Source organism: Streptomyces sp. NPDC001515 (genome assembly GCF_053597115.1).
Genome location: NZ_JBSFHN010000002.1, coordinates 60,890 through 84,085 on the forward strand (window position 1 = coordinate 60,890; position 23,196 = coordinate 84,085).

14 protein-coding genes are annotated in these 23,196 nt (G+C 74.2%); 9 read left to right on the top strand and 5 right to left on the bottom strand.

What is annotated here, in order from left to right; all coding sequences use genetic code 11:
* Window positions 1-384 precede the first annotated feature (384 nt).
* From ACWCXC_RS03940 to ACWCXC_RS03960, 5 genes are all read left to right on the top strand, one after another.
* Window positions 385-2,106 carry a carbohydrate-binding module family 20 domain-containing protein gene (locus tag ACWCXC_RS03940; RefSeq protein ID WP_450886474.1) on the top strand — a complete coding sequence of 574 codons (1,722 nt, stop codon included), beginning with the start codon at window positions 385-387 and terminating at the stop codon, window positions 2,104-2,106.
* A gap of 79 nt (window positions 2,107-2,185) precedes the next feature.
* Window positions 2,186-7,507 carry a pullulanase-type alpha-1,6-glucosidase gene (gene pulA, locus ACWCXC_RS03945; RefSeq protein ID WP_450886476.1) on the top strand — a complete coding sequence of 1,774 codons (5,322 nt, stop codon included), beginning with the start codon at window positions 2,186-2,188 and terminating at the stop codon, window positions 7,505-7,507.
* 181 nt (window positions 7,508-7,688) lie between these two features.
* Entirely contained in the window at window positions 7,689-9,722 is a 2,034-nt protein-coding gene (locus ACWCXC_RS03950; protein ID WP_450682327.1) for an ATP-binding protein, read from the top strand.
* An 86-nt stretch (window positions 9,723-9,808) separates the two neighbouring features.
* Complete coding sequence (locus ACWCXC_RS03955) at window positions 9,809-10,159, top strand: 5-carboxymethyl-2-hydroxymuconate Delta-isomerase (protein ID WP_450682326.1); 351 nt, start codon at window positions 9,809-9,811, stop codon at window positions 10,157-10,159.
* Window positions 10,160-10,245: 86 nt separating this feature from the next.
* Window positions 10,246-11,511, top strand: a complete 1,266-nt coding sequence (locus ACWCXC_RS03960; RefSeq protein ID WP_450886479.1) for a hypothetical protein — start codon at window positions 10,246-10,248, stop codon at window positions 11,509-11,511.
* A gap of 78 nt (window positions 11,512-11,589) precedes the next feature.
* Here the strand turns inward: ACWCXC_RS03960 and ACWCXC_RS03965 are convergent, their stop codons facing one another.
* The 3 genes from ACWCXC_RS03965 to ACWCXC_RS03975 all read right to left on the bottom strand — a co-directional run bounded on the left by ACWCXC_RS03965 (window position 11,590) and on the right by ACWCXC_RS03975 (window position 14,367).
* Entirely contained in the window at window positions 11,590-12,300 is a 711-nt protein-coding gene (locus ACWCXC_RS03965) for a TetR/AcrR family transcriptional regulator (protein WP_450682338.1), read from the bottom strand.
* Window positions 12,301-12,364: 64 nt separating this feature from the next.
* Entirely contained in the window at window positions 12,365-13,444 is a 1,080-nt protein-coding gene (locus ACWCXC_RS03970; protein ID WP_450886670.1) for a PDR/VanB family oxidoreductase, read from the bottom strand.
* A gap of 17 nt (window positions 13,445-13,461) precedes the next feature.
* Window positions 13,462-14,367 (bottom strand): metal-dependent hydrolase, encoded by a 906-nt coding sequence (locus ACWCXC_RS03975; protein WP_450682324.1) that lies wholly within the window; start codon window positions 14,365-14,367, stop codon window positions 13,462-13,464.
* Window positions 14,368-14,532: 165 nt separating this feature from the next.
* Between ACWCXC_RS03975 and ACWCXC_RS03980 the strand changes: the two genes are divergently transcribed.
* From ACWCXC_RS03980 to ACWCXC_RS03990, 3 genes are all read left to right on the top strand, one after another.
* Window positions 14,533-17,343, top strand: coding sequence for a BTAD domain-containing putative transcriptional regulator (locus tag ACWCXC_RS03980; protein ID WP_450886481.1), 2,811 nt, complete (start codon window positions 14,533-14,535; stop codon window positions 17,341-17,343).
* A 145-nt stretch (window positions 17,344-17,488) separates the two neighbouring features.
* Window positions 17,489-18,586: a HesA/MoeB/ThiF family protein gene (locus tag ACWCXC_RS03985; RefSeq protein ID WP_450682322.1), complete on the top strand. Its 1,098-nt coding sequence runs from the start codon at window positions 17,489-17,491 to the stop codon at window positions 18,584-18,586.
* A complete protein-coding gene (locus ACWCXC_RS03990; RefSeq protein ID WP_450886483.1) occupies window positions 18,583-19,812 on the top strand; it encodes a hypothetical protein in 1,230 nt (409 codons plus the stop codon). The genes ACWCXC_RS03985 and ACWCXC_RS03990 overlap by 4 nt, the downstream gene beginning before the upstream one ends.
* A gap of 271 nt (window positions 19,813-20,083) precedes the next feature.
* Here the strand turns inward: ACWCXC_RS03990 and ACWCXC_RS03995 are convergent, their stop codons facing one another.
* Together ACWCXC_RS03995 and ACWCXC_RS04000 are read right to left on the bottom strand one after the other, a co-directional pair.
* Window positions 20,084-22,018: a hypothetical protein gene (locus tag ACWCXC_RS03995; protein WP_450886485.1), complete on the bottom strand. Its 1,935-nt coding sequence runs from the start codon at window positions 22,016-22,018 to the stop codon at window positions 20,084-20,086.
* Window positions 22,019-22,083: 65 nt separating this feature from the next.
* Window positions 22,084-22,629 (bottom strand): carboxymuconolactone decarboxylase family protein, encoded by a 546-nt coding sequence (locus ACWCXC_RS04000; protein ID WP_450682319.1) that lies wholly within the window; start codon window positions 22,627-22,629, stop codon window positions 22,084-22,086.
* Between the two features lie 71 nt (window positions 22,630-22,700).
* Here ACWCXC_RS04000 and ACWCXC_RS04005 point away from each other — a divergent pair, with 71 nt between their 5' ends.
* The gene (locus ACWCXC_RS04005; protein ID WP_450682318.1) at window positions 22,701-23,192 is read left to right on the top strand and encodes a MarR family winged helix-turn-helix transcriptional regulator; all 492 of its coding nucleotides are present in this window, start codon (window positions 22,701-22,703) and stop codon (window positions 23,190-23,192) included.
* The last annotated feature ends 4 nt before the right edge of the window (window positions 23,193-23,196 follow it).

Sequence of the window (23,196 nt, forward strand, 5' to 3'; positions counted from 1 at the left end):
ACACGGGGGAGAGGCACCGGAAGTCGGCCCGGACGGGCCGGCGGGGAGTGTGACCTCCGGTGCGCCCCCTGTGTGACCGGCCCGGCCGGCCGGGCGCGTGGGGCCCGGGGTAACGGGACCCCCGGCCGACCGGACCGGAGTCGCGAGCAACGTAACAGGGCTGCAATGTCTTGCGTAAGACCTTGCAGGAAGAAATCTGCATGATTTCGCGGATGTGAGCAGCTCATGTCCAAAGGGTTGACCGCGCACCGGCGGACTCGTACGGTCTCGCTGCGGCAAGGTTTGCATTCTTGCAGCAAGAACCTTCAGAGCCTTGAGGGCAGGGCGCGTTGCCGTATGAGGCTGCACCGTCACCCGCGTTTCCCCCACAGCAGGAGGAAAGACATGGCCCGCAGACCCCTGTCTGCCGCGCTCGCCCTCGTCGCGGGAGCCGCCGCCCTCGTGGCCCCCGCCACGACGGCCCAGGCATCCGCCCCGGGCACCAAGGACGTCACCGCCGTCCTCTTCGAGTGGAAGTTCGACTCCGTCGCCAAGGCGTGCACCGACACGCTCGGCCCGGCCGGTTACGGCTTCGTTCAGGTCTCGCCGCCGCAGGAGCACATCCAGGGCGGCCAGTGGTGGACCTCCTACCAGCCGGTCAGCTACAGGATCGCCGGCCGGCTCGGCGACCGCACGTCCTTCGCGAACATGGTCAACACCTGCCACGGCGCCGGCGTGAAGGTCGTCGCCGACTCGGTCATCAACCACATGTCGGCCGGTTCCGGCACGGGCACCGGCGGCTCCTCGTACGGCAAGTACGACTACCCCGGCCTGTACTCGGTCAACGACATGAACGACTGCCAGTCGCAGATCACCAACTACGGCGACCGGGCCAACGTCCAGAACTGCGAACTCGTCGGGCTGGCCGACCTGGACACCGGTGAGGACTACGTCCGGGGCAGGATCGCCGGCTACCTCAACGACCTGCTCTCGCTCGGCGTCGACGGCTTCCGCATCGACGCCGCCAAGCACATGCCCGCCGCCGACCTCGCCAATATCAAGTCCCGGCTGAGCAACCCCAACGCCTACTGGAAGCAGGAGGCGATCTACGGCGCCGGCGAGGCCGTCTCGCCCGACGAGTACGCCGGGACCGGCGACGTCCAGGAGTTCCGCTACGCCCGGAGCCTCAAGCAGGTCTTCACCAACGAGAACCTCGCCTATCTGAAGAACTTCGGCGAGGGCTGGGGCTTCATGCCGTCGTCGCGGGCCGCGGTCTTCGTCGACAACCACGACACCGAGCGCAACGGCGAGACGCTGAACTACAAGAACGGCGCCTCCTACACGCTCGCCAGCGTGTTCATGCTGGCCTGGCCCTACGGCTCGCCCGACGTCCACTCCGGCTACGAGTGGTCGGACAAGGACGCCGGCCCGCCGAACGGCGGCACGGTGAACGCCTGCTACAGCGACGGCTGGAAGTGCCAGCACGCCTGGCGCGAGATCTCCTCCATGGTCGGCTTCCGTAACACCGCGCGCGGCGAGGCCGTCACCAACTGGTGGGACAACGGCGGCGACCAGATCGCCTTCGGCCGCGGCTCCAAGGCGTACGTGGCGATCAACCACGAGGGCTCCTCGCTGACCCGCACCTTCCAGACCTCGCTGCCCGCCGGCGACTACTGCGACGTCCAGTCCGGCAAGGGCGTCACCGTCAACGGCTCCGGCCAGTTCACCGCCACCCTCGGCGCCGACACCGCCCTGGCCCTGCACACCGGTGCCCGCACCTGCGGCGGCGGCTCCACCGACCCCGGCACCGACCCCGGTACGGGCGCGGGCACCTCCGGCGCCTCCTTCGGCGTCACCGCCACCACCCAGCTCGGCCAGAACATCTACGTCACCGGCGACCAGCCCGCCCTCGGCAACTGGAACACCGGCAGCGCCCTGAAGCTGGACCCGGCCACGTACCCGGTCTGGAAGCTCGACGTGAACATGCCCGCGGGCACCACGTTCGCGTACAAGTACATCCGCAAGGACGCGAACGGCAACGTCACCTGGGAGAGCGGCGCCAACCGCACGGGCACGGTGCCGTCCTCCGGCAAGGTCGCCCTGACCGCCGACGTCTGGCGGAGCTGACCTCCCTTCCCGCCGGACGGGCCGCCTCCCGGCGGTCCGTCCGGCCCCGCACATCCCGTACCCCTCCGAGGAGAGCCGAGTGACACGTCCGTCCCTGCGCGTGCCCGCGCGAAGAACGGCACCCGCCGTCGTCGCGGCCGCCCTGTGCGCGGCCCTGGTGCCCGCACTGCCCGCCGCCGCGGCCCGGCCGCCCGCCGCGCCGTCGGACGCCGAGCTGGCCGCCCAGCCCGCCCGGCACGATCTGACCCGCGAGCAGTTCTACTTCGTCATGCCCGACCGCTTCGCCAACGGCGATCCCGGCAACGACCGGGGCGGGCTGACCGGTTCGCGGCTGGAGACGGGCTACGACCCCACCGACAAGGGCTTCTACCAGGGCGGCGACCTCAAGGGGCTGAGCAGCAGGCTCGACTACATCAAGGGGCTCGGCACCACCGCGATCTGGCTGGCGCCGATCTTCAAGAACCGGCCCGTGCAGGGCACCGGCAAGGACGCCTCGGCCGGCTACCACGGCTACTGGATCACCGACTTCACCCAGGTCGACCCGCACTTCGGCACCAACGCCGACCTCACGAAGCTGATCGACAAGGCCCACGCCAAGGGCATGAAGGTCTTCTTCGACGTCATCACCAACCACACCGCCGACACCGTCGACTACGCCGAGAAGACCTACGGCTACCGGCCCAAGGGCGCCTACCCCTACCTCGACCGCGACGGGCGCCCCTTCGACGACGCGGCGGGCATGGCGAAGGTGGACGCCGACTCCTTCCCGTACGAGCCGGTGAGCGGCGGCGGCAAGACGCCGTCCTGGCTCAACGACCCGACGATGTACCACAACCGGGGCGACTCCACGTATGCCGGCGAGTCCACCACGTACGGCGACTTCTCCGGGCTGGACGACCTGTGGACCGAACGGCCCGAGGTCGTCTCCGGCATGGAGAAGATCTACGAGAAGTGGGTCCGCGACTTCGACATCGACGGGTTCCGGATCGACACCGTGAAACACGTCGACCTGGACTTCTGGACCCAGTGGGCCACCGCGCTCGACGCCTACGCGGCCAAGCGCGGGCGCGAGGACTTCTTCATGTTCGGCGAGGTCTACTCGGCCGACACCGCGATCACCTCGCCCTACGTCACCCGGGGGCGGCTGGACGCGACGCTCGACTTCCCGTTCCAGGAGGCCGCCCGTCAGTTCGCCTCCCAGGGCGCCCCGGCCTCGAAGCTCGCCGCCGTCTTCGGCGACGACTACCGCTACACCACCGACAAGGCCAACGCCTACGAGCAGGTGACCTTCCTCGGCAACCACGACATGGGCCGCATCGGCACCTTCCTCAAGCAGGACAACCCGAAGGCCGGTGACGCGGAGCTGGTCGAGCGCGCGGAGCTGGCCAACGAGCTGATGTTCCTCAGCCGGGGCAACCCCGTCGTCTACTACGGCGACGAGCAGGGCTTCACCGGGGCCGGCGGCGACAAGGACGCCCGCCAGACCATGTTCGCCTCGAAGACCGCCGACTACCTCGACGACGACGAGCTGGGCACCGACCGCACCCACGCCTCCGACGCCTACGACCCGACGCACCCGCTCTACCGCTCCATCGCCGCCCTCTCGAAGCTCACCCGGGACCATCCGGCGCTGCGCGACGGGGTGCAGACCGAGCGGTACGCCGAGGGCTCCGTCTACGCCTTCTCGCGGACGGACGCGGCGCGCGGCGACGAGTACGTGGTCGCCGTCAACAACGGCACCTCCGCGAAGACCGTCGAGCTGCCCACGGAGTCCGCCCGCATGGACTTCCGTACCCTGTACGGCGGTTCCGGCACCGTCCGCAGCGGCGCCGACACGAGGATCACGGTCACCGTCCCGGCGCTGTCGAGCCTCGTGCTCCGCGCCGCGAAGCCGCTCGCGGCCCCGGCCGCCAAGCCCTCCCTCACGCTGAAGGCCCCGGCCGCCGGTGCCACCGGCACCGTCGAGATCACCGCGGACGTGGACGGCGGCTCCCTCAACCGGGTCGTCTTCGCCGCCCAGACCGGCAACGGGAAGTGGACCACCCTCGGCACCGCCGACCACGCCCCGTACACGGTCACCCAGACGCTGAGCGACACGACCGCCGGAACGCCCCTGCGCTACAAGGCCGTCGTGGTGGACCGCACCGGCCGCACCGCGAGCGCCACCGCCTCCTCCACCGCCGGACAGGCACCCGCCCCGGCCAAGCCCGTGGCCGTCGAGCGCGACTACGCCGTCGTCCACTACCGGCGCGCCGACGGCGACTACGACGGCTGGCGGCTGAGGTCCGGCACGGCCACCGCCGCCTTCGCCGGGCGCGACGCTTACGGCGCGTTCGCCTGGGTCGAGGTGCCGGAGGGCGCCGCCACCGTCCCGTACACCGTCGAGAGGTCCGGGACCGCCGACGGGCCCGAGCGGAGCGTGGACCTGGCGAAGACCGGTGAGGTGTGGATCGCGCAGGGCCAGGACGGCCAGGCCGACACCGCGCCGGACGGCGCCTACCCGGCGCAGGACACCACCAAGGCCGTGCTGCACTACTACCGCGCCGACGGCGACTACGACGGCTGGGGCCTGCACACCTGGACCGGTGCCAAGGAGCCGACCGACTGGGCCAAGCCGCTCCAGCCCGTGAAGAAGGACGCCTCCGGGCTCACCTTCGAGGTCCCGCTCACCGAGGGCGCCACCGCGCTCAGCTACATCCTGCACCGGGGCGACGAGAAGGACCTGCCCAGCGACCAGTCCCTCGACCTCGCCACGTACGGCCACGAGGTCTGGCTGCTCGGCGGCCGGGCCGGCTACCTGCTCCCGCAGGCCGGCGGCGTCCCGACGCCCGACCTGACCAAGGCCGAGGCGCAGTGGATCGACGCCGGCACCGTCGTCTGGAAGGTCAAGGCCACCGAGGCCACCAGCCAGCAGCTCGTGTACGCCCCGCGCGGCGGCATCACCGTCGAGGACGGCGCCCTCAGCGACGAGGGCCAGTGGCTGCGCCTCACCCCGTCCGCGCTGACCGACGCCCAGAAGGCGGCGTACCCGCACCTCAAGGACTACCCCGCCTTCACCGTCGACGCCCGGGACCGCGACCGCGTCCGCGAGGCCCTGCGCGGCCAGCTGATCGCCACCCAGCGCGCCGCCAACGGCGCCCTGCTCGCCGCCACCGGGGTGCAGAGCGCCGGCGTTCTCGACGACCTCTACGGCGCGCGGGCGAGCGGCGCCGCCCTCGGCCCGGTCTTCCGCCACGGCACCCCCACCCTCTCGGTGTGGGCGCCCACCGCCCGTACCGTCGCCCTCGAACTCGACGGGAAGACCGTCCCCATGCGGCGCGACGACCGTACCGGCGTCTGGTCCGTCACCGGGAAGAAGAACTGGACGGGCAAGCCCTACCGGTACGTCGTGGACGTCTGGGCGCCCACCGTGCGGAAGCTCGTCACCAACAAGGTCACCGACCCCTACTCCACGGCCCTGACCGCCGACTCGGCCCGCAGCCTCGTCGTGGACCTGGCGGACCGCTCCCTCGCCCCCAAGGGCTGGGACACCCTTCGCAAGCCCGCCGCCGTGCCGCTGCGCGACGCCCAGATCCAGGAACTCCAGATCCGCGACTTCTCCATCGCGGACCCCACCTCGAAGCACCCCGGTGAGTACCTGGCGTTCACCGACACCCGCTCCGACGGGATGACGCACCTCAAGCGGCTCGCGGAGGCCGGCACCAGCTACGTCCACCTGCTTCCCGCCTTCGACATCGGCACCATCCCCGAGAAGAGGAAGGACCAGCAGAAGCCCGCCTGCGACCTGTCCGTCTACGCCCCCGACTCCGCCGAACAGCAGGCGTGCGTGGCGAAGGCCGCCGCGAAGGACGGCTTCAACTGGGGCTACGACCCGCTGCACTACACCGTCCCCGAGGGCAGCTACGCCTCCGACCCGGACGGCACGAAGCGCACCGTCGAGTTCCGGCGGATGGTCCAGGGCCTCAACGGCGCCGGACTGCGCACCGTCATGGACGTCGTCTACAACCACACCGTCGCCTCCGGCCAGGACGAGAAGTCCGTCCTCGACCGGATCGTGCCCGGCTACTACCAGCGGCTCCTGGAGGACGGCACCGTCGCCACCTCCACCTGCTGCGCCAACACCGCGCCCGAGCACACCATGATGGGCAAGCTCGTCGTGGACTCGGTCGTCACCTGGGCCAGGGAGTACAAGGTCGACGGCTTCCGCTTCGACCTGATGGGCCACCACCCCAAGGCCAACATCCTGGCCGTCCGCAAGGCCCTCGACGCGCTGACCGTCGCCAAGGACGGCGTGGACGGAAAGAAGATCATCCTGTACGGCGAGGGCTGGAACTTCGGCGAGATCGCCGACGACGCCCGCTTCGTCCAGGCCACCCAGAAGAACATGGCCGGCACCGGCATCGCCACCTTCTCCGACCGGGCCCGCGACGCCGTGCGCGGCGGCTCCCCGTTCGACGAGGACCCCGGCGTCCAGGGCTTCGCCACCGGCCTCTACACCGACCCCAACGCCTCGGCCGCCAACGGCACCGAGGCCGAGCAGAAGGCCCGCCTCCTCCACTACCAGGACCTGATCAAGGTCGGCCTCACCGGCAACCTCGCCGGCTACACCTTCACCGACACCTCCGGGAAGACCGTGAAGGGCTCCGACGTCGACTACAACGGCGCCCCGGCCGGCTATGCCGCCGCCCCCGGTGACGCCCTCGCCTACGCCGACGCCCACGACAACGAGTCCCTGTACGACGCCCTGGCCTTCAAGCTCCCGGCGGGCACCTCCGCCGCCGACCGGGCCAGGACGCAGGTCCTCGCCATGGCGACGGCCGCCCTTTCGCAGGGCCCGTCCCTCTCCCAGGCCGGCACCGACCTGCTCCGCTCCAAGTCGCTGGACCGCAACTCCTTCGACAGCGGCGACTGGTTCAACGCCCTGCACTGGGACTGCCGGGACGGCAACGGCTTCGGGCGCGGACTGCCGCCGGCCGCCGACAACCAGGCCAAGTGGCCGTACGCCAAGCCGCTGCTGGCGAATCCGGCGCTCACCCCCGGCTGCGCGGAGATCAACGGCGCCTCGGCCGCGTACCGGGACCTGCTCACCATCCGCACCACGGAGAAGGACTTCGACCTGGCCACCGCCGCGCAGGTGCAGGACCGGCTCGCGTTCCCGCTCTCCGGCACCGGCGAGACCCCCGGGGTGATCACCATGCGGCTCGGCTCGCTCGTGGTCGTCTTCAACGCCGCCCCCGGCACCACCACCCAGAAGGTCAGCGCCCTGGCCGGAAAGGGCTACGCCCTCCACCCCGTCCAGGCGGCGGGCGCGGATCTTACCGTCAAGAGGGCCTCGTACGAGCGGAGTTCGGGAAGCTTCACCGTTCCGGGACGTACGGTGGCGGTGTTCGCCCTGCGCTGACCGCGACAGGACTACCGTAGGGGCAGCCCGTCGGGGAGAGCCCCACCAGCGCACTCCCCGACGCGCCCCTCCCACTCCACCCGGCCGGTTCCGGCCCCGGGACCCGCACCCCGCCCCCAGGGCGCCGCGCGGGCACCCCGGGGCCGGAACCGGCCGATCCAGCTGTGCAGCGACGGTGACCATGGCGAGCAACATCCCCGAGGAGACCAACAGCTTCGTCGGACGGGAGGCGGAGCTCGAACTGATCGGCCACACCCTCTCCGCCGGCCGGCTGACCACGCTCACCGGACCCGGCGGGGTCGGCAAGACCCGGCTCGCCGTCCGCGCGGCCACCCGCGTGGAATCCCTCTACCGCGACGGCGTCCACTGGGCCGGACTCGCCCCGCTGCACGACGACGAACTGCTCCTGGCCACCGTCTCCGACGCCGTCGGACTCAGCGACCACACCCTGCGCACCCCCATCGACGTGCTCTGCGAATGGCTCGCCGACAAACAGCTGCTGCTCGTCCTGGACTCCTGTGAACACCTGCGCCCCTCCTGCGCGCACCTGCTGGGCGAGATCCTCACCACCTCACCCGGACTCACCGTCCTCACCACCAGCCGGCGCCCCCTGGACATCAAGGGCGAACAGCGCGTCGAGGTGGAACCGCTGCCCGTGGACGGAGCCGGTGCCGCCGCCCTCGCCCTCTTCCGCGACCGCGCGGCCGCCGCCGCCCCCGACACCCCCCACGACCCCGCGGCCGCCGCCGAGATCTGCCGGCGCCTCGAAGGCATCCCCCTCGCCGTCGAACTCGCCGCCGCGGCCGTCGGACGCCAGAGCCCCGGCGAGGTCGCCACCCGGCTCGGCTCCCGCCTCGACGTCTTCGCCGACACCACCCTGCTGCCCCGGCGCCACCGCACCCTGCGCACCACCATCGGCTGGTCCCACGAACTGTGCACCCCCGCCCAGCGCCTGCTCTGGGCCCGGCTCACCGTGCTGCGCGGCGACTTCGACGAGGACACCGCCGTCGACGTCTGCGCCGGAGGGCCCCTCACCCCCGAAGCCGTCCGAGGCGCCCTGCGCGCCCTGGTCGCCCAGTCGGTCGTCGCCCGCGACCGCGACGGCGTACGCCACCGCATGCTGGACAGCATCCGCGAGTACGGCCGGATGTGGCTCGCCGAACTCGGGGAGGAGCGTGCCGCCGCCGACCGGCACGCCGCCTGCTTCCTCCGGCTCGCCCGCAGCGCCCACGCCGGCTGGACCGGCGACGACCAGATCCACTGGTACCACCGCATCGCGGAGTCCCACACCGACCTCTGCGCCGCCCTCGACCATCTCCTCGACCACGACCCGGAGGCCGCCCAGGAGATGGCCGGCCGTATCGGCTTCTTCTGGTGCTGCTGCGGCCACCTCCCGCAGACCCGAGGCTACGCCCAGCGCGCCCTGGAGCGCGGCCCCGCCGACGGCCCCCACCGCACCCGCGTCCTGTGGGTCCTCGGCATCTGCCAGATGCTCCAGGGCGACTACCAGGCCGCCGAACGCGTCGGGGACCAGTGCCTGCGCGCGGCCGCCGAGGACGGCACCGACGAGGGCATCCTCGCCGCCGCCTATCTGCGCGGCCTCACCCACCTCATGACCGGAGAACCGCAGAAGGGCCTGCGCGAGGCGGACCGGGTGCTCAGCACCACCGGCGCCGGCACCCCCCTGGAGACCGCCTACCGGCTGCGCTGCCACATGATCACCGTCTTCGCCCTGATCGGCCTCGGCCGGCTCGACGAGGCCGCCGAGGCCGCCGTCGTCCTGCGCGCCGCCTGCGAGGCCAGGGACGAGGGATGGACGCTCAGCTACGTCGACTACCAACTCGCCCTCATCGCCCTGCTCCAGGACCGCGCCGACGCCGCCGCCGCCCACGCCCGCGCCATGATCGCCGGCAAGCACCGGCTCCGCGACCGCTTCGGCATCGCCCTCGGACTGGACATCCTGGCCGCGGCCATCGCCGCCCAGGGCGAGGGCGCCGAGGCCGCCCGCGTCTACGGCACCGGGCAGATCTACTGGGGCATGGTCGGCCACCCCCAGCGCGGCACCCCGGAGCTGGGCCCCCTCCGCGAGGCATGCGAACGCCGCGCCCGCGCGGCCATCGGCGACGCCGCCTACCGCCGCGCCTTCGAACGGGGCCGCAACGACACCGCCGAGGCGGGCCTGGCCCTGGCGCTCCAGGGGCAGTTGCTCACGTAGTGGATCGTGCTTGTGCGGGCCGCCGCCGACGGTGAAGGGTGGGGCGGTCGCCCTTCCGCGCCCCATGCCCCGACCAGGAGCCCGCCATGCCGCAGATCACCGTCGACTACTCCGCCGAACTCGACGACGCCTTCGACCGCCCCGGCTTCGCGGGGGCCCTGCACCCCCTGATCGCGGAGACCGTCACCACCAAGATCGCCGCCTGCAAGACCCGGTTCCGGCGGGTCGAGGAGACCGTGGTCGCGGACGCGCCCGAGGGCGACGCGATCGTGCACGTCGAGATCGCGCTGCTCCCCGGCCGCACCCCGGAGGTCCGGGCCCGGCTCACCCAGGCCGTGCTGGATCTGCTCACCGCCCACATCCGGCCCGTCGAGGGACTGGCACCGCATCTGTCGGCGGAGACCCGCGACCTGGACCCGTCGTACCGGAAGCTCTGAGCGGCGAAGGTCTCGCGGATCGGCTGCAACCCGGGCGCGGGGCCGGGGCACTTACCGGGTGAGACCGTCTCCGGAAGGAACCACCCGTGCAGAAACCCAGCCGTCGCGCCGTCGTGGCCGCGGCCGCTCTGATCGCCGCACTGTCCGCCCCCCTGCCCGCGACCGCGGCGGGCGGGAGCGGTACGCCCGCTCCCGCCTGGGCGAGCGAGTCGGTGCCGTTCCATGACGCCACCCTCATGGACGTCGTGCCGATGGGAGGGGGGAGGACCTGGGCGGCCGGATTCACCGTGCGGCAGGAGGGCAGGGTGACCCGGTTCGGACCGGTGGTGGCCGAGCGCTCCGAGCCGGGCGCCGCCTGGACCCCGGTCGCCCCCGCCACGGCCGTCGCCGGGGAGATCAGCAGCCGCGTCAACGCCATGGACGCGAACGGCTCCCGCGACGTGTGGCTCGTCGGTGACGACACCTCGGTCCTCGACGGCCGGGTCTACACGCAGCACTTCGACGGCAAGGGGTGGCGGGTCGTCGCGGCCGGCCTGCCGGAGAAGGCCGAGTCCGGCTCCCTGCTCGACGTGGACGCGCGCCCGGGAGGCGCCTGGGCCGTGGGCCTCGCGCAGATCGAGGTCTCGCGCACCTGGAACGAGGCCAAGGGCGGCTGGATCATCGAGTCCCGGACCGCCGGCATCGCCCGGCACTTCGACGGGACGGCCTGGCGCGACGTCCCGCTCCCCGAACTGCCCGGCGACTACTGGTACCTGAACGCGGTGCGGGCCGTCTCCGACCACGACGTCTGGGCGACCGGGTACGACGGCTCCGGCGGAACCCCGCTGCTGATGCACTACGACGGGGTCTCCTGGGAGCGGGTCGGCGTTCCCGGCGTCACGGACCTTCCCGGCCAGGCCCAGAGCCTCGCGGTGACCGACGAGGGCGATGTGTGGCTGGTCGGCGAGGACTGGTCGCCGGAGGACGGCACGACCCGCGCCCTGGCCGCCCGTCACGACGGCACCGGATGGCGCAGGGTCCCCGTGCCGGACGTGGACGCACGGCTCTTCGGCCTGACCGTCCGCCCCGGGGGCGGCATCGCCGTCGTGGGCCAGACGCTCGGTGCCCGGCGCTCCGCGCTGGCCTGGGCCTGGACGCCGCTCGACCCGGACGCCACCGGCGCCGCCGGGACCCGGGGGCGGTGGAAGGACCTGGCCCTGGCCCGGCCCGGGGCGACGGACCCCTCGGCGCCCCCGGAGAACCTGGCGACCGGGGTGTCCGGGGGCCGGGGCGGGCTCACGGTGGTCGGTACCTCGACCGCGCAGGGCGCGGAGCCCCAGCCGTTCGTCTCGGTGCGGCGCGCCGCGCGGTGAGGACCGCCGGGCCCCGGGGCCGACGCGCCCCGGAGCCCGGCGCCGGGCGGGCGGTCCGTCCGCCCCCTCGCAGCCTTCTCAGGAGCCCTGGCCCGGCAGCCGGCGGGCCGGCACCGCCGGGACGGCGGGGGCCAGCGCGGAGAGCCGGGCCAGCAGGTCGCCGAAGGGCCCGTCGGCCGGCTCCTGGGAGAGGACGCGGAGCACGATGCCGGCCATCTCCTCGTTGTACGCGGCGCTTACAGCGGCCAGCGCGGCGAAGTCGTGCACGAGCTGGGTCTCCAGCTCCGCACGCGGGACGCGCCGGCCGTCCAGCCAGATCAGGGCGGTGGACTCGGCGAGCGAGACCCAGGAGCGGACGACCAGCTCCAGCCGGGCGGGCGGGTCCTCGACCCCGAGGTGGGCGAGGATCTGCTCGCAGGCCGCCCGGCGCACCCCGTCGATCATGGCATTGGCCGTGGAGGAGCCGGCCGCCGGGCCGCCCCGCATGAGCGCGGCGAAGCCGGGGCCGTGCTCGTCGACGAAGTCGAAGAACCGCCCCATCACCCGCAACAGCCGGGCGCCCAGCGGGCCTTCGTGCGGTTCCAGGAAGCGGGCCGCCAGTTCGTCGGCGGCCCGCCGCAGCGCCGCTTCGTACAGGCTCTGCTTGCCGGGGAAGTAGTGGTAGACCAGCGGCCGGGAGATCCCGGCGGCGGCGGCGATCTCGTCGATCGACACCTCGTCCGGGGCCCGGCGGCTGAACAGCTCCAGCGCCACGCCGATCAGCTGCCGCCGGCGCTCCTCGACGCCCATCCTGCGCTTCACCGGGGTCGTCGTCATGGTCACCAGCGTACCGACCCGCCCCCGGCGCCCTGTTCTACAGGTCCAGGACCAACCGCTCGCCCCGGCACCGGGACACGCAGATCAGCATGGAGTCGCGCCGCTCCTCGTCGTTGAGCAGTTCGTCGCGGTGGTCGACCTCGCCCTCCAGGACGCGCTGTCGGCACGTGCCGCAGAAGCCCTGTTCGCACGAGTACGCCACGTAGGGCACCTCCGCGCGGACGGCGGAGAGCACCGACTCGCCGGCCGCGACGGGCACCGTGCGGCCGGTGCGGCGCAGTTCGACCTCGAACGGTGTCCGGTCCGCCGCGTCGTCGCCGCGCGGCGAGAAGCGCTCCAGGTGCAGGGTGCGGCCGGACGGCAGCGCGGCGGCGACGGCCTCCATGAGCGGTTCCGGGCCGCAGCAGTGGACGGCCGTGCCCTCGGCCGTGTCGGCGAGGGCCGCCGTGAGGTCGGGATGGCCGGCCTCGTCCTGCGGGACGACGGTCACCCGGCCGGTGCCCGCGTCCAGCCGCTCCAGCGCGTCGAGGAAGGGCATCGTGGCCCGGCTGCGGCCCCCGTAGACCAGCCGCCAGTCCGCCCCGGCGGCGGCCAGTGCGCGCACCATCGGCAGGATCGGGGTGATGCCGATGCCGCCCGCGACGAGGAGATGGGCCGGGGCCCCGGTCAGGGGGAAGCGGTTGCGCGGGCCGTGCACCTCGATCTCCCGGCCCTCCCGGAGCGCGGTGTGCACCTCGCGCGAGCCGCCCCGGCCGTCCTCGACCAGCCGGACCGCCACGGTGTACGCCCCGGTGTCGGCCGGGTCGCCGCAGAGGGAGTACTGGCGGACCAGTCCGGACGGCAGCACCAGGTCCAGATGGGCGCCCGGCTCCCAGGCGGGCAGGTCCGGTCCCTCCAGGCGCAGTTGGACGACGCCCTCGGCGGGGGAGGTCCGGCCGGTGATCAGCAGCCGCCGCCCGGCGGTGGTGCGGCGTCGCCGGGCGTGGCCGGATATCGGTTCGTCCAGGGCGGGCAGCGGCCAGAGCGGGGAGCGGGCGATGCGCCGGCGCAGGGCCCGCCGGGTGAGCAGTGCGGCACCGGCCACCACGGCGGCGGTCCGCAGCCGGGTCAGGGGCAGGGGGGTGCGGTTCATCGTCAGCGCGCTTCCGTCGTACGGGCCTCGGCCGCGAGGGCGGCGGGCGAGCGGGCGAGGTAGGCGGCGGCCTGGGCCGTGCTTCCCTCCTGCGAGGGGTGGTACGACCGGCTCAGATAGCGGGGGATGGAGCGCAGCATCGCCGGGGTGGCGGGCAGGGTGCCCCGCCGGCCGGCGCGGTAGAACTGCCCGAAGGACGCCTTGCCGTCCAGCAGGCTCGGATCGTTCTCCATGAAGAAGCGGGCGCCGCGCTGCCAGAGGAAGAGCAGCGCGGAGAAGGCCGTCGCCCAGGTCCGCACCCGCCGCCGGTAGCCGCCGTCGACGTGCGTGAAGACGTCGAAGGCCACCGAGCGGTGCTCGACCTCCTCGGCGCCGTGCCAGCGCAGCAGGTCCAGCATGGTGGGATCGGCGCCCCGCCGGTCCAGCTCGTCGGCGTTGAGGATCCAGTCGCCGAGGAACGCCGTGTAGTGCTCGATCGCCGCGATGATCGCCACCCGCTCCATCAGCCACCACCGGCGCGGCCGTCCGGGCGGCAGCGTCCGGTCGCCGAGCAGCTTCTCGAAGAACCAGTCGATCTGCGCGGTGTACGGGGTGGGGTCCAGGCCCAGTTCGCGCAGGTGCGGCAGCACGTCGTCGTGCGCCTGGGAGTGCACGGCCTCCTGGCCGATGAAGCCGATGACGTCCTGTCGCAGCCGTTCGTCGTGGATGTACGGCAGCACCTGGCGGTAGACGTGGATGAACCAGCGCTCCCCGGCCGGGAGGAGCAGATGGAGCACATTGATGGTGTGCGTGGTGAACGGATCGCCGGGCACCCAGTGCAGGGGGGTCCGGTCCCAGGCGAAGGAGACCCGGCGGGCCTTGAGCGCGATCCGCTCCGACGCGACCGCCGCTGGCTGCGTATTAGACATGTTGTCAATGTACTGAGGGGTAAGCCGTGATGACAGAGGTCTGCGGCGACTTCCTCGTCCGACGGGCCCGGCGCGGCCCCCCGGCCGTCGGGGCAACCGCGTGGCGCATCGTTCCGGCCAGTGGCAAGATCACACGCACACGGTACGGACGGCGGGGGAGGCCGGATGCGTTTCCGTATCCTCGGTGCCCTCGAAATATTCGACGGCACCCACTGGCGCGGCATCTCCGCCGCGAAACCGAGGGCGTTGCTCGCCACGCTGCTGGTGCGGCGCGACACCCCCGTGCCGACGGACCGGCTGGGGACGGAGCTGTGGGGCGGACGCGAACCCAGGGCCGCCGCCAATCTCATCCAGCAGTACGTGCTGCGGCTGCGCCGTGAACTCGGCGACCGCGAGGGCCGGTTACTGGTCACCCGGCCGCCGGGCTACCAGGTGGTGCCCGACGGCGAGGACGATCTGGACGCCGCCGTCTTCGCCCGGCTCGGCGCGTCCGGGCGGGCCGCGCTGGCGGCCGGCGAGGCCGAACGCGCGGCGGACCTGCTCGCGGAGGCGCTCGCCCTGTGGCGCGGCCCCGCGCTCGCCGACGTCCCGCCCGGCCCGGTGGTGGACGCGGAGGCGGCCCGCCTGGACGAACAGCGGCTCGACGTCCTCCAGGCCCGCGTCGAGGCCGACCTGGTCTGCGGCCGGCACCTCGCGCTGGTGCCGGAGCTGCGGCAGTCGGTGCGCGAACACCCGCTCCGGGAAGGGCTCTGGGAGCAGTTGATGCTCGCGCTGTACCGGTCCGGGCGGCAGGCGGAGGCGCTCGACGCCTACCGCGAGGTGCACCGGCTGCTGACCGCCGAACTCAGCGTCGAACCGTCCGTCCCGCTGCGCGAACTGCACCAGCGCATGCTGCGCGGCGACCCGGCGCTCGCCGCCCCCCGGCCCGGCCCCCGCCCCCCGGCCCGGCCGCCCCGGACCGGGCCGACGCCACCGCGTCAGCTCCCCGCCGGGGTGAGCGGATTCGCCGGACGGCGGTCCGAACTGCGGGCCCTGGACGGGCCGTCCGGCGACGCGGACCCCGGCACGGGCCCGGCGGTGCGCGTGATCACCGGTACGGCCGGTTCGGGGAAGACCGCGCTGGCCCTGCACTGGGCCCACCGCGCGGCGCCGGACTTCCCGGACGGCCAGCTGTACGTGAATCTGCGCGGCTTCGGCTCCGCCGCAGGACCCGTGCCGCCCGGCGAGGCGATCCGGGGTTTCCTGGAGGCCCTGGCGGTGCCGCCGGAGCGCATCCCCGACGCGCTGGAGGCGCGGACCGCGCTGCTGCGCACCGAGACCGCGGGCCGCCGGCTGCTGTTCGTCCTCGACAACGCCGCCGACGCCGACCAGGTGCGCCCGCTGCTGCCGGGCGGCGCCGGCTGCGCGGTGGTCGTCACCGGCCGCGCCCGGCTGGCCGGTCTCGCCGTCACCGACGGCGCCCGGCTGGTCTGCCTGGACGTCCTGCCGCGCGAGGAGGCGCACGAACTGCTCGTCGCCCGGCTCGGCCGGGACCGGATCGCCGCGGAGCCGCAGGCGGTGGCCGAGCTGATCGGCCTGTGCGCCCGGCTGCCGCTGGCGCTCGCCGTGACCGCCGCCCGCGCCGTCGGCCGTCCCGGATTCGCGCTCAGCGCGGTCGCGGCGGAACTGCGCGGCACCCGGGGGCGGCTGGACGCGCTGGAAACCGGCGAGTCGGCGAGCAGCGTACGGACGGTCTTCTCGTGGTCCTACCTCCGGCTGGACGCCGGTACGGCCCGGGTCTTCCGGCTGCTCGGGCTGTACCCCGGCCGGGACGCCGCCGCGCCCGCCGTGGCGGCGCTGGCCGGGCTCTCCGTCCAGGACGCCGCCGCGGCGCTGACCGAACTGGCCCACGTCCACCTGATCGACGAGCACCGCCCGGGCCGCTACTCCTTCCACGACCTGCTGCGCGCCTACGCGGCCGGGCTGGCGGCGGCCGAGGAGACCGCGGCGGAACGCACCGCGGCGCTGCACCGCCTGTTCGACCACTTCCTGCACACCGCGCACGTCGCGGCCCGGCGGCTCGCCCCGGTCCGCCGCGAACTGCCGCTGCCGCCCCCGGTGCCCGGCTCCGTACCGGGACACCCGGAGGGGCACGAGGAGGCGATGGCGTGGTTCGAGGCGGAGCACCAGGTCCTGCTCGCGGTGACCGACGCGGCGGGCCCGGCCGGTTTCGACGCCCATGCCTGGCAACTGCCGCTCTCCCTCGGCGACTTCCTCCATCTCAGCGGACGCTGGCACGACTGGGCGGCCACCCAGCGCACGGCCATCGCCGCGGCCCGGCGCCAGGAGGACCGGGCCGGGACGGCGCTGTGCCACTGCGAGTCGGGCCGGGCCGCGATCCGGCTGGGCCGGCACGAGGAGGCCCGGCACGCGCTGTCCCGGGCGCTGGAGCTGCAACGCGAGCTGAACGATCTGCCGGCCCAGGCCCACACCCTGCGGACCCTCGGCTGGTCGTACGAGCAGCAGGGCGACTACCGCGCCACGCTCCGCTGCGTCGAGCAGGTCCTGGAACTGGAGCGCGCGGCCGGCAACCGGGCCGGATGGGGCGGCGCGCTGAACAACATCGGCTGGTGCCACACCCATCTGGGCGACCACGAGAAGGCCCTCGCCTGCTGCGAGGAGGCGATGCGGCTGCACCGGGCGGAGGGCAACCGGCTCGGTGAGGCGTACACCTGGCAGACCCTCGGCGTCGTCCACCGCGCCATGGGCCAGTACACCGAGGCCCTGGAATGCTGCCGCCGCTGCCAGGAGGGGTTCCGCCGGCTCGGCAACCGGTACGGCGAGGCGGTCGCCCTGCGCGAGCTCGGCGAGGTCCTGGGCGCCGTCGGCGACCCTGCGGGCGCGCGCGAGGCGTGGCGGTCCTCCCTCGCCCTCTTCGAGGGACTCGACCACCCGGGCGCGGACGCCGTGCGCGCGCTGCTGCGGACGGCGCGCTGAGCCACCGGGCGCGCCCCGGGCCCGTACCGGCTGACCTGCGGCGGCGGCCCAAAGCGCCGTCAAAGCGGAAGTTCAGCCCCGGGACACAGAGTGGCGCCGAGCCCGGGGAGTCCGGGGTCCGCCGGGGCCGAAAGCGAGTGGGTTGATGCGTGTCGCGCTCAAGGAGTGCTCCTGGCGGACGGTGGGGGAGGACCTGATCGTCGTCTTCGACCCCCGTGAGTCGATCACCCTGGAGGACCCCGAGGGGAAGGTCGAGGCGCTGCTCTCCGTGCTGCGGGAGGGGCCCCGGAGCGTGCCCGGACTGCGCGACGCGCTCACCGCCCGGGGGGTCGAGGTCACCGCGGACGAGCTCGACGGGGGACTGGCGGGCCTGGCCGGCCTGGGGCTGGTCGAACGCGAGGAGGGCAGGTTCACCGGCGATCCGGCCGTGGACGAGCGGCACTTCTCCAACCTGGCGTTCTTCGGCACCTTCGCGGACCTCGACCGGCACCGCACCGACTTCCTGCGCCGGGTGCGCGACGCGCACGTCCTGGTGCTCGGCGTGGGCGGCGGCGGTTCCTCGCTGGTGCAGTGCCTGGCGGGACTCGGCGTCGGCCGGCTGACCCTGCTGGACCACGACCGCGTCGAGACCCGCAACTTCGCCCGGCAGTTCCTCTACCGCCACGAGGACGTCGGCCGCTCCAAGGTCGAGCGCGCCGCGGCCTGGGTGCGGGCCTACGACCCGGACATCGAGGTGCGCACCGTCGACCGCTGGGTCGCGGGCCCCGAGGACCTCGCCGGACTCACCGACGGCACCGATCTGATGGTGGGCGGCCTGGACGGCCATCCCGACGCCGGCCTGTGGGTGAACGAGGCCGCCGTCCGGGCCGGTGTGCCGCTGGTCGTCGGCGGCGCCACCCGCACGCTGCTCTCGTACATGTCCGTCGATCCGGGGCGGAGCGCCTGCCTGGCCTGCGAGTTCGGACAGCGCCCCGAGGAGGGCACCGGCGCGGCGGCCGCGGAGGACCTCGTGTACGGCATGCGGACCACGAACCCGCTCATCGGCCCCGTGGCCATGCAGATCGGTTCGCTGATCGCGCTGGAGGGCCTGCGCTATCTGACCGGGTTCCAGGAGCCGGTGGCCGCGGGCGCCCGGGTCCGGCTCGATCTGCGCACGGGCCTGGCGGCCGACCGGGTGCCGTTCCCCGAGGTGCCGGACTGCCCGGTCTGCGCGCTGGCTCCCGTACGGGGGGCGGCGGCATGAGCGAGGTGGACGGATCCCCGGCGGCGACCGTGCGGCTGCGCCCGCTGAGCCTGGTGCCCGAGGGGGAGGACGAGGTCCTGGTCGGCGACCCGGAGACGGGGCGGTTCGTCGCCATTCCGAAGGTCGGGGGCGTGGTCATCGAGGCGCTGACGCGCGGGGCGACGGTCGCGGAAGCCGCCGCCGAGGCCGAGGAGTTCGCCGGGCAGCCCGTCGACGTGCCGTCCTTCGTCGGGGTCCTGCGCGAGCTGGGATTCCTCGACGAGGGGCAGGAGAGCACCCCGGTCCGCTCGGCGCCCGTGCAGGGCGGGCGGTGGCTGGACGGCGTTCGCGAGGAGGTCGCGCGGCCGTTCTTCGGCCGGGTGGCCTGGAGCTGCTACCTCGCCTGCGCGGTGTTCGCGCTCGCCGTGTTCGCGTTCCGGCCCGGCCTCTTCCCCGATCCGGGCACCGACGCGTTCGTCGTGGACGACATCGGCCTCGGCACCCTGATCCTCATCCCGCTCGCCACGGCCGCCACGGCCCTCCACGAGCTGGGGCACTGGTTCGCGGCCCGCGCCCTCGGTCTCGGGGCCCGGTTCGGCATGGACCGGCGGATGGGGTTCCTGCTGGTCTTCGAGACCGATCTGACCCAACTGTGGACCGTGCCGAAACGCAAGCGGTACGGGCCGCTGCTGGCCGGCCTCGCCCTCGACGCGGTGCTGCTCGCCGTACCGCTGGCGGCGCGGCTGCTGATCGACACCGGGGCGTGGGCGGCACCGGACCGGCTCGACGCGGTCCTCGCCACCTGGATCTACGTGAAGCTCACCGCGATGCTCTGGCAGTGCATGGTCTTCCTGCGCACGGACCTGTACGCGGTGCTGGTCAACGCACTGGGCTGCCGCAACCTGTGGCAGGTCACGACCCTGATGCTCCGGCGCTCCGCCGGCCGGCTGGACGCCGAGGGGGCCGCCGAACTGGCCGACGCGCATCCGGTCGACGTCCGGGCCGGCCGCTGGTTCCGCTGGGTGCGGCTCTGCGGGGCCGTGCTGACCCTGGTCTGGGCGGCGCTCTTCCTGGCGCCCTTCGCCTGGGAGGTGCTGCGCTGGGCCGCCGACCGGCTCGGCACGGGCCCGGCCACCGGGCAGTTCTGGTGGGCGCTGCTGTGCAGCGGGGTCTGTCTGACCCCCTTCGTTCTTCCCGCGGCCCTCGCGGTCCGTGAGCGCGCCCGGCGCCTCACGGCGAGGAGCTGAAACCCCGCGGGCACCTCTCCGCCCCGGTCCGGCACACCACCGGTCGGGGGAACGTCGTCCAGTCGGAAGGAGGTGAACAGCATGGAGATCAAGGTCCGCAAGGTCGAGGACGTGAAGGCCACGGGGCTCCAGGTCTGAACGGCCCGCGGCGGTCCGGCCGCCGCCCGTCCCGGATCCGCCGGCGCGCGGATCCGGGGCGGCACACCCGCCGGGGAGGGGGAGGGACGTCGGTTCCTCCCCCTCCCCGTGTCCGCTGCGCCCCGGACACCCGCTACCGCAGCACCCCGACCCGGCTGCCGTCCGCCAGCCTGCCGTCGAGCAGGGCCCGGTCGCCCGCGCGGACCGGCAGGGCGAGGAACCGTCCCCGCGCCCGTCCGCCCACCCCGCCCGAGGCGGCCAGCGAGGCGAACTGCTCGCTGCCCGCGGCCAGGACGTACCACTGCCCGGTGCGCGACTTCCACCGCACCCCGGCCAGTGCCCGGGGCGCCCGCGCCCCGCAGGCCGGCGAGTCCTCGGCGCGGGCCGCGACCGCACCCGGCGGGCGGGCCCCGCCCGGCCGCGCGGACAGCGGCTGGAACAGGGCGAGGACCCGGCTCCCGGTGCCCCGCCAGGTCTCCGCCCGGATGCACAGCCACTGGGCCGAGCCGGCGCCCTCGGGCAGCGACTGCCGGGCGTACGCCCAGGAGTTGACCGACCGCACCCCGTGCGCGCTCACCGCCGGAAGCAGGCAGGCGGTCCGCGCCCAGCTCTCGTGCTCACCGCGTCCGGAGACGTCGTGGGGGTGTGCGGGCGGGCCGGAGGTCAGCCGGGCCGGGGCGAGTTCGCCGAGATCGGTCACCAGCCGGACCGCCCCCGGCCCGGCCAGCTCCAGCGCCGGCCAGGACGCGCAGCCGGAGGCGTTCACCGGGCTCGCCAGCGCGTCCGTCACCCCGTCGGCGGCGCGGCGCGGCGCCCGGGGCCTTTGGTCCGGGGCCAGCAGGTCCCGCACCCGCACCCCGCGCACCCAGGGCGCGGTCAGATACCGGACCGTGCCGCGCCCCCGGTCCACGACCAGCGCGCCCGAGTCCGCCGCGCCGGCCCCGTCGACCCGGGCGAAGTCGAGCGCGGCGCCCGAGGAACCGGCCGCGCGCGGCTCCGCGTACCGCACCACCCGCAGCCCGTCGTGGAACAGCACCACCCGGGAGGCGCCGGCCTCGCCCGCGTACAGCAACTGCGGCGGTCCCATCGGCGGGCCCTCGGGGGTGTGCGGTGTCGCCGAGGTCCGCACCCCGTCGCCCGGCCGCGCCCAGACGGCGAGCGCGCGGCGCAGCAGCCCGGTGTCCTCGGCCAGGCCGCCGCGCGTGGGCCAGGCGGTGAAGTCCGTACGGGCCGAACGCTTCCAGAAGCCGGCCGGGACCCTGCGCAGCGCCGCCGGGTCCAGGGCCTCCTCGACGGCCGGATTGCGCGCGTAGGGCGGCGCGGCCGGGGCGCCCCGGCCCCACCCGTCGCCGGGCAGTCCGAGCAGCGCCCCGCAGACCAGCAGCGCGGTGAGCGCCACCAGACCGGCGCGGGTGTACCGGCGGCGGCGCGGCAGATCGGGCGGGCGGGCCCGCAGCGAGCAGGCGTCGAAGCCCGGCGAGGCCAGCAGCTCGGGCGGCGAGGCCACCCGGTCGGCCTCCGTCAGCGCGGCGTGCGGGTCGGCCACGCCCGCGTCGGCCAGCTCCCGGCGGATCTCGCCGTCCGCGAGACCCTCCAGACCGCGCAGCGCGAACGCCGCCCGCGCCGCCCGGCTGACCTCCGACAGCTCCTGCTCCAGGGCCAGTTGGCCGGCCCCGCCGGAGTGGGGGAGGAGCCGCAGCCCCCAGGCCAGGGGGAGGACGGGCGGCAGCGGGGCGAGCCGGGGGCGGTGGCCCGGCCCTCCCGCGCGCCCGGCCGCCAGGGCGCCGCGCACCACGCGGCTCCGGACGTACGCGTACCCCGGATCGGCCGGTGCGGACCGGCCGGGGCGGCGGGGCGGCGGCAGCACCCCGCCGAGCGCGGGACCGGCGCGCAGCGCGGCCTGGAGCGACCGCTGGGCCAGGGCGTGGGCGGTGAGCACGCGCCGGTCGCGGTCGGGTGTCCGGGGCAGGATGAGATAGCCGAGCCGGACCAGGCGCGGATAGTGCTCGACGAGCGCGGCCCCGGACCGCCCCGCGTCGGCTGACGATGGCTCTGGCTGTGGGCGCACATTCAGCAGAACGAGCGAATCGTGCGATGGTCACCCCGGGAGGGCGCCCGGGTCGGGGACAATCCTCAGGCGAAAGCGGCGAGTTGGGGGTCGACGGGTGCGCCCGTCATCCGGTTGGCCAGGGTCGAGACGGTGTAGGCGCCGATGCCGAGCGTCACCTCCAGCGCGTTGCGCGGGGTGTAGCCGTGGGCCAGGAAGGCCCCGAGCGCGGCGTCGTCCACGGCGCCCGCCGTCTCGATGACGGCCAGGGTGAACACCCGTACGGCGTCGAGCCGTTCGTCCGGCAGCGGGGCGCCCTCGCGCAGGGCGGTGACGAGTGCGGCGTCGGCCTCCAGCGCCGCGAGCCGGGCGGTGTGCATCGCCACGCAGAGGTGGCAGCCGTTCCGGGTGGCCACCGTCATGATCAGGACCTCGCGGGAGAGCGGGTCCAGGGTCGTGGACTCGAAGAGGGCGCTGAGCCGGAGGAAGCCGTTCAGCGTCTCCGGCGAGGAGGCGAGCCGGGCGACGCCGACGGGCAGATAGCCCTGTTTCTCGGCCACGGAGGCCATGGTGGGGCGGGCGGCGGCCGGGGCGGATTCCAGGGTGTGGTCGGGAAAGCGGGTCGTGGACATGGGTGTCCCCTCTCGCGGTAAACTCGACAACGTGATTGACGAAAAAGTAAACCAGGTTGTCGGGTTTCGCAATGGCTGAGCCCGCCGAGGGGACGTCCGGCGCGGACCGGGCCGGCTTCGAACTGCCCCTGCTGCTGTTCGCCGGCTTCCGCTCGGTCGTCGACGCCCTCCACGCCGAACTCGCCGAGCAGGGGCACGCCGGCCTCAGCCCCGCCCACGGCTACGCGCTCCAGGCGGTGGGCCTCGCGGGATCGACCGCCGGGGAGATCGGCCGCCGGCTCGGCGTCTCCAAACAGGCCGCGGGCAAGACCGTCGAGAAGCTCGAAGCCCTCGGATACGTCGAACGCCTCGACGACCCCCACGACGGCCGCCGCAAACTGGTCCGGCTCTCCCCGCACGGCATCGACATGCTGACCCGGTCCGCCGAGGGCTTCGACCGGCTCCGCGCCGCCTGGGTCCGCACCCTCGGCGCCGACCGGGTCCGCGCCCTGGAGGACGATCTGCGCACGATGGTGGGCGCGGACGCCCACCGGCTCGACATGGCCGCCTGGTTCAACGGCTGACGCG

Bases quoted from the DNA above. Each gene is read 5' to 3' on its own strand.
- ACWCXC_RS03940 (WP_450886474.1), top strand. From the start codon at position 385: ATGGCCCGCAGACCCCTGTCTGCCGCGCTCGCCCTCGTCGCGGGAGCC.
- ACWCXC_RS03950 (WP_450682327.1), top strand. From the start codon at position 7,689: ATGGCGAGCAACATCCCCGAGGAGACCAACAGCTTCGTCGGACGGGAG.
- ACWCXC_RS03955 (WP_450682326.1), top strand. From the start codon at position 9,809: ATGCCGCAGATCACCGTCGACTACTCCGCCGAACTCGACGACGCCTTC.
- ACWCXC_RS03965 (WP_450682338.1), bottom strand. From the start codon at position 12,300: ATGGGCGTCGAGGAGCGCCGGCGGCAGCTGATCGGCGTGGCGCTGGAG.
- ACWCXC_RS03975 (WP_450682324.1), bottom strand. From the start codon at position 14,367: ATGTCTAATACGCAGCCAGCGGCGGTCGCGTCGGAGCGGATCGCGCTC.
- ACWCXC_RS03980 (WP_450886481.1), top strand. From the start codon at position 14,533: ATGCGTTTCCGTATCCTCGGTGCCCTCGAAATATTCGACGGCACCCAC.
- ACWCXC_RS03985 (WP_450682322.1), top strand. From the start codon at position 17,489: ATGCGTGTCGCGCTCAAGGAGTGCTCCTGGCGGACGGTGGGGGAGGAC.
- ACWCXC_RS03990 (WP_450886483.1), top strand. From the start codon at position 18,583: ATGAGCGAGGTGGACGGATCCCCGGCGGCGACCGTGCGGCTGCGCCCG.
- ACWCXC_RS04000 (WP_450682319.1), bottom strand. From the start codon at position 22,629: ATGTCCACGACCCGCTTTCCCGACCACACCCTGGAATCCGCCCCGGCC.
- ACWCXC_RS04005 (WP_450682318.1), top strand. From the start codon at position 22,701: ATGGCTGAGCCCGCCGAGGGGACGTCCGGCGCGGACCGGGCCGGCTTC.